At 70.2% G+C, this 16,500-nt stretch carries 13 protein-coding genes; 3 read left to right on the forward strand and 10 right to left on the reverse strand.

Annotation, left to right across the window (positions count from 1 at the left end):
• Positions 1-6: 6 nt before the first annotated feature.
• The 5 genes from ACXKZB_RS17450 to ACXKZB_RS17470 all read right to left on the reverse strand — a co-directional run bounded on the left by ACXKZB_RS17450 (position 7) and on the right by ACXKZB_RS17470 (position 8,806).
• Positions 7-2,382: a GNAT family N-acetyltransferase gene (locus tag ACXKZB_RS17450; protein WP_488824001.1), complete on the reverse strand. Its 2,376-nt coding sequence runs from the start codon at positions 2,380-2,382 to the stop codon at positions 7-9.
• Positions 2,379-3,752 carry a lysine N(6)-hydroxylase/L-ornithine N(5)-oxygenase family protein gene (locus ACXKZB_RS17455; RefSeq protein WP_488824002.1) on the reverse strand — a complete coding sequence of 458 codons (1,374 nt, stop codon included), beginning with the start codon at positions 3,750-3,752 and terminating at the stop codon, positions 2,379-2,381. The genes ACXKZB_RS17450 and ACXKZB_RS17455 overlap by 4 nt, the downstream gene beginning before the upstream one ends.
• Complete coding sequence (locus tag ACXKZB_RS17460) at positions 3,749-5,107, reverse strand: pyridoxal phosphate-dependent decarboxylase family protein (protein WP_488825928.1); 1,359 nt, start codon at positions 5,105-5,107, stop codon at positions 3,749-3,751. The genes ACXKZB_RS17455 and ACXKZB_RS17460 overlap by 4 nt, the downstream gene beginning before the upstream one ends.
• A 231-nt stretch (positions 5,108-5,338) precedes the next feature.
• Positions 5,339-7,783, reverse strand: coding sequence for an ATP-dependent helicase (locus ACXKZB_RS17465; RefSeq protein WP_488824003.1), 2,445 nt, complete (start codon positions 7,781-7,783; stop codon positions 5,339-5,341).
• A 12-nt stretch (positions 7,784-7,795) separates the two neighbouring features.
• Positions 7,796-8,806 carry a glycerophosphodiester phosphodiesterase family protein gene (locus ACXKZB_RS17470; RefSeq protein WP_488824004.1) on the reverse strand — a complete coding sequence of 337 codons (1,011 nt, stop codon included), beginning with the start codon at positions 8,804-8,806 and terminating at the stop codon, positions 7,796-7,798.
• Between the two features lie 106 nt (positions 8,807-8,912).
• On the opposite strand from ACXKZB_RS17470, the gene ACXKZB_RS17475 reads away from it, so the two are divergent.
• Both ACXKZB_RS17475 and ACXKZB_RS17480 read left to right on the forward strand, forming a co-directional pair.
• Entirely contained in the window at positions 8,913-9,902 is a 990-nt protein-coding gene (locus ACXKZB_RS17475) for a DUF817 domain-containing protein (protein ID WP_488824005.1), read from the forward strand.
• Between the two features lie 36 nt (positions 9,903-9,938).
• Positions 9,939-10,802 carry a Bax inhibitor-1/YccA family protein gene (locus ACXKZB_RS17480; protein WP_488824006.1) on the forward strand — a complete coding sequence of 288 codons (864 nt, stop codon included), beginning with the start codon at positions 9,939-9,941 and terminating at the stop codon, positions 10,800-10,802.
• Positions 10,803-11,110: 308 nt separating this feature from the next.
• Here the strand turns inward: ACXKZB_RS17480 and guaA are convergent, their stop codons facing one another.
• The 5 genes from guaA to ACXKZB_RS17505 are packed head-to-tail and all read right to left on the reverse strand — an operon-like array spanning position 11,111 to position 15,915.
• Positions 11,111-12,691, reverse strand: a complete 1,581-nt coding sequence (gene guaA / locus ACXKZB_RS17485) for a glutamine-hydrolyzing GMP synthase (protein WP_123311811.1) — start codon at positions 12,689-12,691, stop codon at positions 11,111-11,113.
• Positions 12,688-13,134 (reverse strand): DUF3817 domain-containing protein, encoded by a 447-nt coding sequence (locus ACXKZB_RS17490; RefSeq protein WP_123311809.1) that lies wholly within the window; start codon positions 13,132-13,134, stop codon positions 12,688-12,690. The genes guaA and ACXKZB_RS17490 overlap by 4 nt, the downstream gene beginning before the upstream one ends.
• A 10-nt stretch (positions 13,135-13,144) precedes the next feature.
• Entirely contained in the window at positions 13,145-13,924 is a 780-nt protein-coding gene (locus ACXKZB_RS17495; protein WP_396289516.1) for an SURF1 family cytochrome oxidase biogenesis protein, read from the reverse strand.
• A gap of 5 nt (positions 13,925-13,929) precedes the next feature.
• Positions 13,930-15,381, reverse strand: coding sequence for a cation:proton antiporter (locus ACXKZB_RS17500; RefSeq protein WP_340197757.1), 1,452 nt, complete (start codon positions 15,379-15,381; stop codon positions 13,930-13,932).
• Between the two features lie 3 nt (positions 15,382-15,384).
• A complete protein-coding gene (locus ACXKZB_RS17505; protein WP_071260110.1) occupies positions 15,385-15,915 on the reverse strand; it encodes a cation:proton antiporter regulatory subunit in 531 nt (176 codons plus the stop codon).
• An 84-nt stretch (positions 15,916-15,999) separates the two neighbouring features.
• Between ACXKZB_RS17505 and ACXKZB_RS17510 the strand changes: the two genes are divergently transcribed.
• Positions 16,000-16,500 (forward strand): hypothetical protein, encoded by a 501-nt coding sequence (locus tag ACXKZB_RS17510; RefSeq protein WP_488824007.1) that lies wholly within the window; start codon positions 16,000-16,002, stop codon positions 16,498-16,500.

A 16,500-nucleotide genomic window follows, 5' to 3' on the forward strand; every position in this document is an offset into this window, starting at 1 on the left:
CGGGCCCTACCGCCCGATCGGGTTCGCCATCGCCCCCGCCCGGATGAGCGACGCCGACTGGTCCGTCAGGTCGACCATCGACAGGGTGTTCCGCAGCTGCAACCGGTTCAGGCACGAGTGCTCGAACGTCGGTACCCGCAGGTCCAGCGGTCGACGGCGGTCCGGGTGTGCAGCGGCGTGCGCGTCGATGCACTCCCCCACGACCTCCCAGAACCGGCCCTCGGGCAGGACCCCGTCGTCGTCGAGGATCGCGGCGACGAACCGCAGCACCCCGTCGAACACGTCGGTGACCACGGCGAGCGCTGCTTCGTCGTCGGACACCGGGTGCACGATCCGGTCGATGTCGGCCGGCACCGGACGGTCGTCGTGCCGCCCGAGCACCGCCACCTCTTCCCCGATGTCCTTCATCACGGCACGGACGACGGCGCCGTCGCGGACGACGAGCACGAGGTTCTCGCCGTGCGGCATGAACACCAGGTCGTGCACGGTCAGGCAGTGCACGACGGGCAGCAGGTACGCGTCGAGCCAGCGCCGCACCCACGCGTCGGCGGGAAGTCCCGACGCCTCGATCAGCGCGGAGACGACGGCGTCGCCCGAGGCATCTCGGTGCAGCAGCGCCGCCATCGTCAGCAGTCGCTCGCCGTCCGTCACCCGCGGCAGCGGGCTCTCCCGCCACAGTGCCGCGAGCATCTTCCGCTGTGGCGAGGACACGTCGACCCGGTGGTACGCGTCGCCGGTGTACCCGATGGCGGCGTGCTCCCGGAGCACCGAGAACCCGAAGGACGCGAGCGTCGGATCGGCGGAGACGATCGACTCGACCCAGTCGTTCACGGCCGGGGTGTTCCGCATGTACGCGGGCGACATCCCCCGCAGGAACCCCATGTTCTGCACGGCGAGCGCCGTCTTCACGTACGAGCGCGTCGGATCGGTTCGGTTGAACGCGGTGCGGATGGACTGCTGCGGCTGGTACTCGTCCGGCCCCTCGCCGAGGTCGACCAGGTCCTGGCGTCCCAGGTCCGGCGCGAAGGTCACGGCGATGCGGTGCTGCCACTGCCAGGGGTGCACGGGGATCCACACGTAGTCGTCGGGGTCGAGCCCGAGACGCTCCAGCGTGGAGCGGAACCCGGCCACGACCGTCTCGGAGAGCTCCGACTCCCAGTGCGCTTGCTCGGTCCGGTCGGCGGCGAGTGCCAGGTGCGTGTGCGCGCGTCGAGCGGCGAGCCACCGGTAGCGGAACCGGCCGCCGGACTCCGGCGCGAAGGCCCGGTACTCGTCGAGCCCGAACCCGATCCGCCCGTTCGCGGCGACGAAGGCCGGGTGCCCTTCGGTCATCGCCGTCTCGACGTCCTGGAAGGACGCGGTGACGCCGGCGACGCCGCCGTCGGACCGCCCGCGCGCCAGCTGCGCAGCCGACGGCCCACCCCGCCGGTGCTTCGCGGCGGCGCTCGCCAGGGTCGAGGCGATCTCCTCCAGGTAGGTGCCGAGCAGCTCGTCCGGGATCCCGAGCACGTCGCGCAGTTCGAGCACGAGGTCCTGGGCGCTGAGCGCGACCGGGGCACCGCCGCGGGTCCGCGTCAGCGAAGCCTCGTCGATCGACCAGTGCTCGAGCACGTGCTGCCGCGCACGGAACCGGTAGGTGGAGTCACCCGCGTCCAACCGCCAGCCGACACCGTCCTGCGTGGGCGCGATCATCCGCTCGTGCGTGAACTCCGCGATGGCCTTCGCGACGAGGTGCCGCTCAGCGGGTTCCAGGTGTTCGGGCCGCAGGTGCGCGGCCGGCCCGTCGTCATCGGACACACCGATGCGGTCGGTCTCGAGGACCGACAACAGCGCCCGCTTGCCGTCGACGTCGACCGCTCGCAACGCGCGGAACCCGACCTCGGCGTTCTTCGCCTGCACCGCGGTGTTCCGCACGTCCGGTTCGACGACGATCCGACGTGCCCCGAGGGCAACTCGGCAGTGCTCGACGACGGCGCGCATCACGGCGCTCGTCAGTCCGTGCACGCGGCCCCCGGCGGGCACCGGCGCGACGAGCAGGTGCATGCCGACGTCGCCGGGCTCCGCCGCCCACACGTCGGTGAGCAGGACGGCCGAGGGGTCGTAGGTCTCGACGAGGAAGCACGGTTCGCCGTCGCGGCGGCCGAGCCACGCGGCCTGCGCCGGGTCCCCCTGCACGCCGGTCAGGTAGTCCCGGACGCCGTCCACGTCGAGGTCGCCCATCTCCCACCACGACGACGCCGGGTGGGCGAGCCACGACTGGACGACGGCGGCGTCGCGGTCCGGGTCCACGGGTTCGACGGCCAGGAGGCCCGGAGCAGCTCCGGCGGACAGCGTCGCCTCGGGCGCACCGGCCGGTGCAGTGCTCGTCACATCGGCGCTCATGCGGGCACCTCCGCGCGCTCGGTGACCTGCCGGTCCGGCGCGCGGTGCGCGCCGGCGACCGGGGCCGTCGACCGGTCCGTGTCGGGCAGGCCGAACTCCTGGAAGGCGATCCGGGCCTCCAGGCCGTACACGGGGCGACCCGTGACGGACCGGATGATCGACGCGTTCCGCCACGCGCCCATGCCGAGGTCGGGCGCGGTCAGGCCGTGCGTGTGCTCCTCGGCGTTCTGCACCCAGATGCGCCCCCCGAGCGTGTCGACGTGGTTGTCGCGCGCGACGGCCAGGCGACCCTGGGAGTCGCGGGCGACGAGGTGCTCGACCGGATCGAGGAACCGCGGCGCCCGCGGGCGGTAACCGGTGGCGAGGACGAGCCGCTCGACCTCGTGCTCGTAGGTCGCGCCGAGCTGCTCGTGGCGGAGTGTCAGCCGGTACGTGCCCCGGTCGGCGAGCCACTCCGCGTCGACGACACTGGTCTCGGTGCGCAGACTCGTCGGGATCGGGCCACGTGCGCTGATCCGGTACAGCTGGTCGTAGAGCTCGTCGACGAGGTCGGCACTGATGCCCTTGTAGAGCCCGCGCTGCTCGCGCCCGAGGTGGTCGCGGACGGCTTCGGGCAGCCCGTGGAAGTGGTCCGTGTACTCCGGACTCGTCATCTCGAGGGTGAGCTTCGTGTCCTCCATCGGGAAGAACCGCGGCGACCGGGTGATCCAGTCGAGGCGGTACCCGTCCTGCCGGATGTCCTCGAGCAGTTCGCGGTAGACCTCGGCAGCGGACTGCCCGCTGCCGACGACGGCGATCGACCCGGCGTCGCGCAGGGCGTCCCGGTTCGGCAGGAACTCGGCGGAGTGGATCGCCGGCCCGGCGATCCCGCGCAGCGGGGCGGGAACCGACGGCTCCGTGCCGATGCCGACGACGACGTGGCGTGCGCGGTACGTCTCGGGACCCTGATCGGTCTCGGCGTGCACCGTGAACACGTCCGTCGTCGGGTCGTGCTCGACCGCCGTGACGGACCGACCCCAGCGGAGGGTGTCGAGTCGGTCGGCGGCCCAGCGGCAGTAGGCGTCGTACTCGCTGCGCAGGGGGTGGAAGTCCTCACGGATGTAGAACGGGTACAGACGGCCGGTCTCCTTGAGCCACGCCAGGAACGAGAACGGCGACGTCGGATCCGCCATCGTCACCAGGTCCGCCATGAACGGCACCTGGATCGTGGCGTCGTCGAGCATCATGCCGTGGTGCCAGGCGAAGCCGTCGGCGGCGTCGAGGAACACCGCGTCGAGGTCGTCGAGCGGGTCGGTCAGGCAGGCGAGGCCGAGGTTGAACGGGCCGATGCCGATGCCGATCAGGTCGTGCACGGTGCGGTCGGTGGTCATCGCGTTGCTCCTTCCGGGGCGGTGGTGGTCGCGCGGACCCGTGCTGCGGTCGCGGCGACGTGGTCGAGCGAGGCGCGCATCTGCGCCGGGGTCGTCTCGGGGTTGAGCAGGGTGAGCTTGTTGCACGGGCGGCCGTCGATCACGGTCTTCGCGATGAGGACCCGGCCCTCGGCGAGCAGGGCCGCGCGGATCGGGGCGACGAGCGCGTCGGCCTCGTCGTCGGTCACCCCGGCCGGCTGCCAGCGGAACAGCACGGTGCTGAGCTGCGTCGGGGCGACGAGCACCAGGTCGGGGTGCTCCTCGATGATCCGGTGGGTGGCGGCGGCGAGGTCGATGACGGCGTCGAACGCGGTGCCGATCGCGTCGGCGCCGGTCGCGCGCAGGGTGGCCCAGAGCTTCAGGGCGTCGAACCGGCGGGTGGTCTGCAGCGACTTGTCGACCTGGTTCGGCTCGACGGCGTCCTCGGGGTTGAGGTAGTCGGCGTACCAGGCCGTCCGGCGCAGGTCGGCCGGGTCGCGGACGAGCAGTGCGCTCGAGGACACCGGCTGGAAGAAGGACTTGTGCAGGTCGGTCGTCACGCTGCGCGCCCGCTCGATGCCGGCGAGCAGGTGCCGACGCGTCGGGGACACGAGCAGGCCGCAGCCGTACGCGGCGTCGACGTGCAGCCAGACGTCCTCGAGGTCGCACACGTCGGCGATCGGCTCGATCGGGTCGATGACCCCGCGGTCGGTGGTACCGGCGGTCGCGACGACCGCGATCGGGGTCCCGCCCGCCGCCCGGGTCAGGGCGATCGCCTCGGCGAGGGCTGCCGGCCGCATCCGACCGGCGGAGTCCGTGGCGACGTCGATCACCGCCTCGAGCCCGAGGAGCCGAGCGGACTTCGCGATGCTGAAGTGGGTCTCCGCCGTCGTGAACACGGTGCCGGCGACTCCGACGGCTTCGCGTGCCAGCAGCAGTGCCTGCAGGTTGGACTGCGAGCCACCCGAGGTGAACACTCCGTCACCGGCAGCGAACCCAGCCCGGCGGGCCAGCCAGTCGACCACGTGGCGTTCGATGTCCGTGCCGATGCGGGACTGGTCCCAGGTGTCGACCGACGGGTTCACCGCCGCGAGGACGGACTCGGCGGCGACCGCTGGAAGCGCGACCGGGCAGTTCAGGTGCGCGAGGTAACCGGGGTCGTGGAACCACACCGCCTCGCGGACGAACAGGTCGTCGAGTTCGGCGAGCGCCTGCTCCGTCCCGACCGGAGCGGCGTCCAGGTCGACGGCGCGCACCCGGTCGTGGAGCGCACGCGGGTCGGTCGCGGTCGTCGGGCGGTCCACGGCGGCGAAGCGGTCGGCGAGCCGGTCGACCATCGACCCGACCGTCGATCGGTAGCGCTCGGCGGTGGCCGCGGTCAGGATCTCGATGGGGGCTGTCTGATTGAGAGCTGTCACGTTAGGTAAGGCTAACCTCACCACGTTTTCGGTGCCACCCGAACAGGGGTGGACTCCCAGGTCTCGGGCGTGGCGCGACGTCCTCGTGCCCACGACGAACACACCCCGCCGGGGAACCGGCGGGGTGTACGGACGTTCAGCCGACTCTGGCTAGATCTTCTCGATCGGCGCGATCTTGATGAGCAGCTTCTTGCGACCGGCGGAGTCGAACGCGATCTCCGCGATGCGCTTCGCGCCCTGGCCGGTCACCGCGGACACCGTGCCCTCACCGAAGTCGACGTGCGTGATGCGGTCACCGGCGACGAGTTCCATGTCCCCGTTGTCACGGACCTGGCCGGACACCCGGTTCGCCCACTCGGTCTTCGGGCGGGTCTTCGACGCGGCTGCCGCACGGTCGTACGAGCCACCGCCCCAACCGCCGCCACCGCGGTACCCACCGCCGCCGCCACCGCCGATGCCACCCTCGCGCTTGGCGTTCAGCGCACGGGGCTGCGTGCCGCCACGGCTGTTCGCCATGCCCGGCGACTGCTTCCACTCGATGAGCCCCTCGGGGATCTCCTGCAGGAATCGCGACGGCATCGCGACGTTGACGTCGCCGAACTGCGCGCGCGTCATCGCCAGCGACAGGAACAGGACCTTCTTCGCGCGGGTGATGCCGACGTAGAACAGGCGGCGTTCCTCGGAGGGGCCACCCGGCTCGTTCGCCGACATCCGGTGCGGCAGCAGGTCTTCCTCGACCCCGGTCAGGAACACGGCCTCGTACTCCAGACCCTTGGCCGTGTGCAGCGTCATGAGCGAGACCGTGCCCGACGAGTCGTCGAGCTCGTCCGCCGCAGCCACCAACGAGACCTCGGTCAGGAAGTCCGTCAGCGTGCCCTCGGGGTTGTTCTTCTGGAACTCGCGCGTCACCGCCACGAGCTCGTCGATGTTGTCGGCGCGGGCGGCGTCCTGCGCGTCGGGCGACTTCCGCAGGTTCTCGAGCAGGCCGGAGCCGTCGAGCAACTGCGTCAGGGTGTCGACGACCGGCTGGGTCTGGGCCTTCTCGGACACGGAGTCGAGCAGCGCGGCGAACGCCGTGATGGCGTTGCGGACCTTCGGGCCGAAGCCGAGCTCGTCGGCGTGCCGCAGGGCATCGCGCATCGTGGTCTCGTGCTCGTCGGCGTAGCGCTGCAGGGTCGTCTCGGTGACGGAGCCGATGCCGCGCTTCGGCACGTTGAGCACACGACGGAGCGCCATCGGGTCCGCCGGGTTCGCAACGGTGATCAGGTACGCCATGGCGTCCTTGATCTCGGCACGCTCGTAGAACTTCGTGCCGCCGAGCACCCGGTACGGGATGGCGGCGCGGATGAAGATCTCCTCGAGCGCACGGGTCTGCGAGTTCGTCCGGTAGAACACCGCCATGTCGCGGTAGTCCATGCCGTCCTCGCGCAGGCGCTGGATCTCGTCGGCGACGAACTGTGCCTCGTCGTGGCCGGTGTACCCGGTGAAGCCGACGATCTTCTCGCCAGCGCCGACGTCGGTGAACAGGTTCTTCGCCTGACGGTCGAAGTTGTTCGCGATGACGGCGTTCGCCGCGTCGAGGATGGTCTGCGTCGACCGGTAGTTCTGCTCGAGCAGGATCACCTTGGAGTTCGGGAAGTCGCGCTCGAACTCGACGATGTTGCGGATGTCGGCCCCGCGGAACGCGTAGATCGACTGGTCCGAGTCACCGACGACGGTCAGGGACGCCCCGGCGATCGAGCCGTCGCGCTCGCGCATGCGGGCGACGTGCTGGCCGGAGTCCTCGAGCTTGTCGACCTGCTCGACCGGCACCGGACGCGTGAGCTCGCGGATCAGTGAGTACTGCGCGTGGTTCGTGTCCTGGTACTCGTCGACCAGGATGAAGCGGAAGCGCCGCTGGTACAGCGCAGCGACCTCGGGGAAGGCCCGGAACAGGAAGACGGTCTGGCCGATGAGGTCGTCGAAGTCGAAGGCGTTCGCCCGGCGCAGGTCGTTCGTGTACCGACGGAAGACCTCGGTGAACATGACTTCCTGCGGGTCGTTCACGTTGATGTTGCGCGCGTAGGAGTCGATGTCCTGCAGCTCGTTCTTGAGCTTCGAGATCTTCGACGCCGCTGCGCCCACGGTGAGCCCGAGCGTGTCCGCCTCGAGGTCCTTGATGATCCGCTTCAGCAGGGCCTTGGAGTCGGCGGAGTCGTAGATCGTGAACGACTGCGCGAACCCGAACCGCTCGGCCTCGCGTCGGAGGATGCGTACGCACGCCGAGTGGAACGTCGAGATCCACATGCCGTCGGACTCGCCGCCGACCAGCGCCCGGACACGCTCGCGCATCTCGGCCGCGGCCTTGTTGGTGAAGGTGATCGCGAGGATCTGCGACGGCCAGGCTTCACGGTTGGCGAGCAGCAGCGCGATGCGGCGCGTGAGGACGCTCGTCTTGCCGGACCCGGCGCCGGCCACGATCAGCAGGGACTCGCCGCGGTACTCGACGGCTTCCTTCTGCTGGGGGTTCAGGCCCGCGGTGAACGGGTCTTCGTACGCACGGGCACCGGCGCCCGGCTCGGGCGTCGATTCGAAGGGGTCGAGCACGATCGTCATGTTCGGGACAGTCTAAGCGGGACCCCCGACAGCCGACCGGGCGAGGACCGCCAGGTCGGTGTGGTCCGCGAACACCCCGTCGAGGCCGGTCCGGATCACCGAGGTGTACCAGCGCTCCCAGTCCCCGAAGGCCGCGACGTCCCCCCCGCGGCGCAGCGGCCCGGGCAGGAACCGGTTCTCCGGCCGGAGCGTCCACGTGTACACCGCGAGGCCCACGGCGTGCGCACGGTCGACGATCGCGCTCCGGACCGGCGTCGGGTCCTCGAGCGCGACGCTGTCCACCCCGGCCATCAGCGTGCCGAGGTCGACGCTGATGCCGTGGAACTCGGTCGCGAGGGACGCGAGGGCGTCCTCGGAACGCTCCGCGGCGTAGGTGGGAGCCAGCGATCCGTGGGACGCGACCTCGTCGGCGGCGCTGCCACGGGCCTCCTGGAGGTACACCAGCCGACCACCCGTGTGCCGCTCGCGCAGCTCGCGGAGCACGCCCTTCTCGAAGCTCTCGACCGTGAGCCGCTCGTCCCGGCGCCACCCGGCGTCACCGAGTGCGCGGTCGACGAGCTCGTCCATCGGGAAGCCCGCACGGTCGAAGAAGGCCGCGTGCTTCACCTCGGCGACCAGCCCGACCGGACGAGGCGCGGCATCGAGGATCGCGAGCAGGTCCTCGAGGCGCAGGATCGGTTCCTCGCCGTCGTGCTCGGCCGACCCGGGCCGCAGCGCGGGCAGGCGCTCGCGGGTGCGGAGCGTCTGCAGTTCGGCCCACGTGAAGTCCTCGGTGAACCAGCCGGTCAGGGACTGGCCGTCGACGGTCTTCGTCGTGCGCAGGTGCCGGAACTCCGGGTGGTCCGCGACGTCGGTGGTGCCGGACACCTCGTTCTCGTGGCGGAGCACGAGCACGCCGTCCTTCGTGGGCACCAGGTCCGGCTCGATCGCATCGGCACCGAGCTCGATCGCGAGCTCGTACGCGCTCCGCGAGTGCTCGGGGCGGTAGCCGGACGCGCCGCGGTGGGCGATCACGAGGGTCATGGCGCGACCCTACTGGGCCAGGGTGACGGCCGACCGTCCTGTGTCGCGGGACACACGCACCCGGCCCGAGCCCGTGCTTCCCAGCATCGACGCCGACCATCGCCGCATGACCGTCCGTTCGCTCTCCACAGCCGTCGAGGCCCGGATCGACCGCGCCGCCCGCCGACTGCTCGACGCCGGGCACCAGCCACACCGGCCCGTCCGGCTGTTCGTCACCGAGTTCCTGGTGTTCGGCGCGAAGCAGGCATGGGCGTGCGCGTTCGGGGCGCTGCTGCTCGGCTCCATGGCCGTGGCGCACCCGACCGTGCCCGTCGCCCTCCGGAACGACGTGCTGACCGTCGTGGCCGTGCTGCTGCAGCTCGGCATGCTCGTGTTCGGGCTCGAGACCGTGCGGGAGCTCCGGGTCGTGCTGCTCTTCCACGTCGTCGGCACCGTGATGGAGGTGTTCAAGACACACGTGGGTTCGTGGTCGTACGGACCCGGCGGGCTGTTCGTGATCGCGGGGGTCCCGCTGTTCTCCGGCTTCATGTACGGCGCGGTCGGGTCGTACATGGTCCGTGTGCACCGCCTGTTCGACCTGCGGTTCGACCGGTACCCGCGGCAGTGGCTGCTCGCCGTCGTCGCTGCCGGCGTGTACCTGAACTTCTTCGGGCACCACTTCCTGCCCGACGCCCGCTGGGTCCTGCTCGCGCTCGTCGTGCTGCTCTTCGCCCGCACGACCATGCACGTCCGGATCCACCGGGCGACGGTGCGCATGCCGGTGCTCGTGGCGATGGGACTCGTCGCCGTGGTCATCTGGTTCGCCGAGAACGTCGCGACCTGGGCCGGAGCGTGGAGCTACCCCGCGCAGCTCGCGCTGTGGCAGCCGGTGGCCCCGACCAAGATCGTCGCCTGGTTCCTGCTCATGACGATCTCGGTCGCGCTCGTGACCTGGCTGTACCCGGCACTGCCGTCGGGGTCGGCGCGCTCGACGGCGGACTCTCGACGTCTTCGAGGCGTGCGTGCAGCGGGCGCCCATAGGCTGCCGTCGTCAGGGCCCCCGGGCCCGCGTCCGCTCGCCGCGAATCCTCAGCCTTCCGCGACCGAGCGCACCTAGGCTGAGAGGACTCATATCTCCTAGGAAGAGGACACCATGGCCTTCAAGCCCGGTTTCGACCAGTCCCCCGCCTTCAACGCCCAGGGACCCAACACCTGGGGCGGGCGCGGCGCTGGTCAGCAGCAGGCCGGCTGGGGACAGACCCCGCAGCAGGCACAGGGCGGGATGACCCCCGAGCAGCTGCAGTACATGTACGACCGCCCGGCGGCATCGACGGTCGACACCGACCGCATGTCGTACGAGGACACCATCGTCAAGACGCTGCTCGCCTTCAGCGTGCTCGTCGTCGGTGCCGTGGCCGGTTGGAACCTGCCCCCGATCGTCTGGATCGTCGGCGCGATCGTCGGGTTCGTCCTGGCGCTCGTGAACATGTTCAAGAAGAAGCCGTCACCCGGCCTCGTCCTGGCGTACTCCTTCGCTCAGGGTCTGTTCGTGGGCGGCATCTCCGGCGCGTACAACTCGATGTGGGGCGGCATCGTCACCCAGGCGGTGTTCGGCACGCTGGCGGTCTTCGGCATCACGCTCGCGCTGTTCGCCTCCGGCAAGGTCCGTGCGACGCCCAAGGCCACGCGCTTCTTCCTGATCGCCATGGTCGGGTACATGGCGTTCTCGCTCGTGAACCTGGTCCTGATGTGGACCGGCGTGACGAACACCGCGTTCGGTGCCCTCGGGATCACCGTCTTCGGCATCCCGCTCGGGGTCCTCATCGGCATCTTCGTCGTCGTCATGGCGGCGTACTCGCTGATCCTCGACTTCGACCAGATCCAGACCGGTGTCCAGCGCGGCGCTCCCCGGATCTACGCGTGGACCGCGGCGTTCGGCCTCATCGTGACGCTCGTCTGGCTGTACCTCGAGATCCTGCGCATCCTCGCCATCATCGCGAGCAGCGCGCGCAACTAGTACCACCGCGTCCACGAAGGGCCCCGGCGCTGCCGGGGCCCTTCGTCGTTCCCGGAGCAGTGGGGCTGTGGCGTTGTGGGGCTGTGGGGCTGTGGGGACTCGCCGTGCCCGCGGCGCCGAGGTTCCACGACATGCCGCGGGTGTGACGCCGAGGTTCCACGGGTGCCCCGGGGGAGGCGCGAGATGCCGAGATTTCGGAACCTCGGGGAAGCCCGACGCGCGCCCGACCCGCGCCCCGACGCGCACCCCCGGACGCGCGGAGGCCCGGCACGCAGTGCGTGCCGGGCCTCCGGTCGTTCAGGGGAGCGTCACTCCCACTCGATCGTCCCCGGCGGCTTCGACGTGACGTCGAGCACGACCCGGTTGACGTCGGGCACCTCGTTCGTGATGCGGTTCGAGATCTTCGCGAGCACGTCGTACGGCAGGCGCGTCCAATCGGCGGTCATGGCGTCCTCGGACGAGACCGGACGGAGCACGATCGGGTGCCCGTACGTGCGACCGTCACCCTGGACACCCACGGAGCGGACGTCGGCGAGCAGGACGACCGGGCACTGCCAGATCTCCCCGTCGAGGCCAGCCGCGGTGAGTTCCTCGCGCGCGATCTTGTCGGCCGCGCGGAGCAGCTCCAGCCGCTGCTTGTCGACCGAACCGACGATGCGGATGCCGAGTCCCGGTCCGGGGAACGGCTGGCGGCCGACGATGACCTCGGGCAGGCCGAGCTCGCGGCCGACGGCACGGACCTCGTCCTTGAAGAGCGCACGGAGCGGTTCGACGAGCTCGAAGGTCATGTCCTCGGGCAGGCCGCCCACGTTGTGGTGCGACTTGATGTTCGCGGTACCGGCTCCGCCGCCGGACTCGACGACGTCGGGGTAGAGGGTGCCCTGCACGAGGAACTTGACCTCGGCATCAGAGTCGGAAGCCTGGGCCTCGAGCACGAGCGCCTCGGCCGCGGCCTCGAACGTCCGGATGAACTCGCGGCCGATGATCTTGCGCTTCTGCTCCGGGTCGCTGACACCGGCGAGGGCGTCGAGGAACTGCTGCTCGGCGTCGATCGTGATGAGCCGGACCCCGGTGGAGGCGACGTAGTCCTCTTCCACCTGCTTGCGCTCGTCGGCGCGGAGCAGCCCGTGGTCGACGAAGACGCAGGTGAGCTGGTCTCCGACGGCCTTGTGCACGATGGCTGCGGCGACGGCGGAGTCGACACCACCGGACAGGCCGGCGATGACGCGGTTCGATCCGACCTGGGCCTGGATCCGGGCGACCTGCTCGTCGATGACGTTGCTCGAGTTCCAGTCACCGGGCAGCCCGGCGGCGCGGTGCAGGAAGTTCTCGAGGACGGCCTGGCCGTGCTCGGAGTGCTTCACCTCGGGGTGCCACTGCACGCCGTAGAGCTTGCGCTCGTCGGACGCGAAGGCGGCGACGGGGGTCGAGGCGCTCGATGCGAGGACCTCGAAGCCCTCGGGTGCCTTCGCCACGGAGTCGCCGTGCGACATCCACGTGACCTGGGACACGGGCTGCCCACCGAGCAGGACGCTGTCGGTCCCGCTGACGTCGACGGACGTGGCGCCGTACTCGCGCAGGCCGGTGTTCGCCACCTCGCCACCGAGGGCGGTCGCCATGGCCTGGAAGCCGTAGCAGATGCCGAGCACGGGGACACCGAGCTCGAGGATGTCGCCGTCGAGTGACGGGGCACCGTCCTCGTAGACGGACGACGGACCACCGGACAGCACGATGGCTGCCGGGTCCTTGGCGCGGATCTCGTCCGCGGTGATGTCGTGCGGGACGATCTCGCTGTAGACGTTCGCTTCACGGACCCGACGCGCGATGAGCTGCGCGTACTGGGCCCCGAAGTCGACGACCAGGACGGGACGCTGTTCGGTCTCGCTCACCGAGCGGCCTCCTTCTCACGCTGCTGGGCAGCGATCAGCTCGTGGTAGGTGTCCATGGCCTTCTGCTGCATGCGGTGTTCGACCACGAAGGACATGAACGGGATGATGCCACCGAGGGCGATGAGCAGGAAGCGGGAGGGCCTCCAGCGCATGATGCTCCACAGACGGAAGTCCGTGAAGAGGTAGAGGACGTACAGCCAGCCGTGCGCGATGAGGATCGCGATCGACAGGTTGAACGTGCCGGGTGCTTCGCCGGCCGTGCCGTTCGGCACGAAGAACGGGCCGTTGCCGAGCTGCATCTCCAGCTGAAGCGGCGTGTACTTGATGATGACCTCGATCACGAGGGCCAGCAGCAGCACACCGGTGATGTACGCGGAGACGCGGTACCACTTCACCGCACCCGGGATCTTCGGGACGTCGCGGGTTCGGACGGTCAGGGCCATGACGACCAGCCTACCGTCGGTCGGCGAGGGCCCCGTCGACGCTGAGGGCCGCCTCACGCCGCTCCTCTTCCTCGCGCTCCCAGGCGTCCTTCACGAACCGGTACCAGAGGAACACCGCGAAGCCGGCGAAGACGACCCACTCGATCGCGTAGAACAGGTTCAGCCAGTCGAACTGGACCTCGCGCGACGGCGCACGGTCGGCGATGGTGCCGAGGTCCGCTGCCTGCGCGGTGGCGCCGTCGGCGACGACGTACCCGAGGTACATCCGGTCGTCGAAGGCCTGCCACGTGTTGACGAAGCGCGCTGGTGCCACGGCGGAGTACTCCGCCTGCTTGTAGGTGTCCTGGTCGGGCGACTCGGCCGGGTAGTAGCGGCCCTGCACCGTGATCGTCTGCCCGTCCGCCAGGCGGTCACCACCGGCGACGGCGGCCGACCGCTGGTCGGACCACCCGATGACGACCGGGAGGCTCGCCCCACCATCCGAGTCCACCATGTGTCCCACGGTCTGGTACGTCCCACCCCCGGTGCGGCCGGTCAGGATCGTGGTGTCGCCGGCGACGAAGGTGCCGGTGACGGTGACCTTCTGGCCGGCGATGGTCTCGCTCGCGGGCTCTTCGGGAGCGGTGATCGCCTCGAGCGTCTTGCGGGTCTCGGTGGTCGCCGGCAGCGGTTTGCCGTTGGCGATGCTCCGCTCGAGCTGCCACTTGCCCAGTCCCGCGAACACCGCCGCCAGCACGAGCGCCAGCACCAGCAGCGCGATCCACCTCGGTCGTCGGGCAACGGCCCACATCTGTATCAGTACTCCGGATCGCGCTGTCGGACCGGACGCTCGGGGCGCTCGGTGGGGATCTCGACGGGCGACGTGACGGGTTCGTCGGTCGCCTCCGGTGACCCATTGTCCTGCTCGTCCCTGCCAGCGGCCTCCACGAGCGCGAACTCCTCCGCGAACTGGCGGTCCCGCTCGGCACGGCGGGCCGCGGCGGCGGACGCTGCTTCGTCCGCTTCGGCCTCGGCGGCCTCGGCGGCGGCAGCCGCGGCGACCGCACGACGACCGCCGAGCCGCCCGCGCAGGCGGGCGAGGCGGGCGGGGCGCACCACGAGGCGGCCGATCCGCTCCGAGTTCACGGCGAGCAGCGGCCCGAGGATCGCCATGACGAGGACGTAGAGGCCCGCGAACGCGGTGATCCGCGCCTCCAGTCCGGCGGCAGCCGAGAGCGTCGCGAGGATCAGCGCGAACTCGCCACGGTTCACCAGGATGACCGCGGTGTTGATCCCCTGCTGGACGTTGAAGCCGTTCATGCGCGCGACGATCTGCCCGGCGACCGCGTTCAGCACGACCGTCATGCCGATCGCACCGAGGACCGGCCAGAGCACCTCGCCGAAGGTCGACAGGTCGAGACCGAGTCCGAAGTTCACGAAGAAGAACGCGGCGAAGACGTCACGCATCGGCAGGGCGAGCTGTTCGATGCGGTCGCGGTACCGGGTGGCGCCGCAGAGCAGGCCGATGACGAAGGCGCCGATGGCGTCGGTCACGCCGAGCAGATCGCCGATGCCGCCGAACATGACGGCGAGCCCGAAGAACAGCACCGTGAACAGTTCGTCGTCACGCGTCGCGAAGATCTTCGACACCCACTTGCCGGCGAACCGGGCGAGCGTGAACATCACGATCAGGAAGCCGAACGCGAGCGCGAGCTTGCCCACGACGGCCCAGGCGTTGGTGTCGCCGGACAGCACGACGGAGACGATCGCCAGGTAGATGGCGATGAAGACGTCCTCGATGACCGTGACGCCCAGGATCATCGGGGTCTCGTCGTTCGCGAGCCGTCGCAGCTCGATGAGGAGCTTCGTCACGATCGCGCTCGACGACGTGGCCGTCATGCCGGCGATGATCAGGGCTTCTCGGGTGCCCCAGCCGAGCGAGAACCCGAAGGCGAAGCCGACACCCATGTTGATGACGACGTAGGTGCCGCCCGACACGAGGAGTTTGCCGGCGTTGCCGTAGAACTCCTCCTGGTCGAACTCCAACCCGAGGTTGAACAGCAGCAGGATGAGCCCGAACGTCGCGATGAGCTCGATCGTGTGCGACTCGACGCTCAGGCCGATCCACGGGGTGTGCGGGCTCGCGATGAGCCCGACGATCATGTAGATCGGGATCGCCGGCAGACCGATGGTCTTGCCGAGCCGCCCGAGCACGTAGGCGATGACGAACAGCACACCGATGGTGAGCAGTTCACCGCCCAGGTGCATGCCCTAGCTCTTCCGCGGGGCCTCGGCCGATGCGGCCGCAAGCTCTCCGCTGCGGTAGAAGGAGAAGGCCTTGGCGACCTTCTCGGGGGAACCGGCGACGACGATGGTGTCCCCGGGGAACACGACGAAGTCCGGCGAGGGTGCCGGGTTGGCGCTGTCGCCGCGGACGACGGCCACGACGGTCAGACCGATGAAGCCGGAGTCGTGCAGGTCGCCGAGGGGCTTGCCGGCGATCGCGTCGTCGTAGTCGACCGAGAACCAGTCGATGGACAGGCCGGGGATCTCGTCGAGCTTGTCGAGGCCCTCGGTGATCCGGGTACCGCCCAGGAGTTCGGCGAGGGTGTGCGCCTCGTCCTCGCTGAGGCGCAGCGAGACCTTCTCGGACTTGTCCGCGCCGTCGGAGACGTCGGCGAACGAGATGAGGTCGGAGTGACCCGACCGGTGCGTGATGACACCACACTTGCCACCGTCGTCGGTGTAGAAGCTGTGCAGCACGCCGACTCCGGGGAGTTTGACGCGATGGACGTCGACCATGATGGCTCCCTTTTCGAGTACCCCGATGATAACCGCCGGGGGTGCCCGGCCATTCCACACCTGCCGGGCCGCTATCGTCACCGCATGGGGAGAACTCGGATCGTCGTCGGGGTCGTCGGGACGCTGGTCGTCGCGCTGTACGCGGGGTTGCTGGCGCTCAACGCGCTCGTGCTCGATCCGCTCGGCGCGGTGCCCGGGCAGTCGCTCGGTGCGATCTACCGTCACCTCGACGCGCAGGGGTACCAGGTGCGGACCGACGTCGTGGCGGTGCTCGTCATCGCGGCGGTCGGCATCGCGTTGGCGGTCACCGTCCTGATCGTGACGCTGGTCCGGCGGACGACGGCGCACGTCGCCGCCGCCTGGCTGCTGGCGATCGTGGCCGCCGGCGCCGTCCAGGTGTTCGGTTCCGGGTTCCAGCTCGGGATGGACGTCGCGGACGGCTACGGCATCGGCGGCGAGGACCACACCATCTGGGCCGGTGTCCTCTACGGCACCAGCCTCGTCGCGCTGGTCGCGATCCCGGTCGTGCTCGTCGTCGGCGAGCGACGCCGTGGTCGCACCGTGGCGGGGACGCTGGCCGCCTGA

It is taken from the genome of Curtobacterium sp. ABR8 (assembly GCF_057812125.1).

Coding starts and splice junctions, on each gene's coding strand:
- ACXKZB_RS17475 (WP_488824005.1), top strand. CDS start 8,913: ATGACCGTCCGTTCGCTCTCCACAGCCGTCGAGGCCCGGATCGACCGC.
- ACXKZB_RS17495 (WP_396289516.1), bottom strand. CDS start 13,924: ATGTGGGCCGTTGCCCGACGACCGAGGTGGATCGCGCTGCTGGTGCTG.
- ACXKZB_RS17500 (WP_340197757.1), bottom strand. CDS start 15,381: ATGCACCTGGGCGGTGAACTGCTCACCATCGGTGTGCTGTTCGTCATC.
- ACXKZB_RS17465 (WP_488824003.1), bottom strand. CDS start 7,783: ATGACGATCGTGCTCGACCCCTTCGAATCGACGCCCGAGCCGGGCGCC.
- ACXKZB_RS17505 (WP_071260110.1), bottom strand. CDS start 15,915: ATGGTCGACGTCCATCGCGTCAAACTCCCCGGAGTCGGCGTGCTGCAC.
- ACXKZB_RS17510 (WP_488824007.1), top strand. CDS start 16,000: ATGGGGAGAACTCGGATCGTCGTCGGGGTCGTCGGGACGCTGGTCGTC.
- ACXKZB_RS17490 (WP_123311809.1), bottom strand. CDS start 13,134: ATGGCCCTGACCGTCCGAACCCGCGACGTCCCGAAGATCCCGGGTGCG.
- ACXKZB_RS17480 (WP_488824006.1), top strand. CDS start 9,939: ATGGCCTTCAAGCCCGGTTTCGACCAGTCCCCCGCCTTCAACGCCCAG.
- ACXKZB_RS17450 (WP_488824001.1), bottom strand. CDS start 2,382: ATGAGCGCCGATGTGACGAGCACTGCACCGGCCGGTGCGCCCGAGGCG.
- ACXKZB_RS17470 (WP_488824004.1), bottom strand. CDS start 8,806: ATGACCCTCGTGATCGCCCACCGCGGCGCGTCCGGCTACCGCCCCGAG.
- ACXKZB_RS17460 (WP_488825928.1), bottom strand. CDS start 5,107: ATGGTCGACCGGCTCGCCGACCGCTTCGCCGCCGTGGACCGCCCGACG.
- ACXKZB_RS17455 (WP_488824002.1), bottom strand. CDS start 3,752: ATGACCACCGACCGCACCGTGCACGACCTGATCGGCATCGGCATCGGC.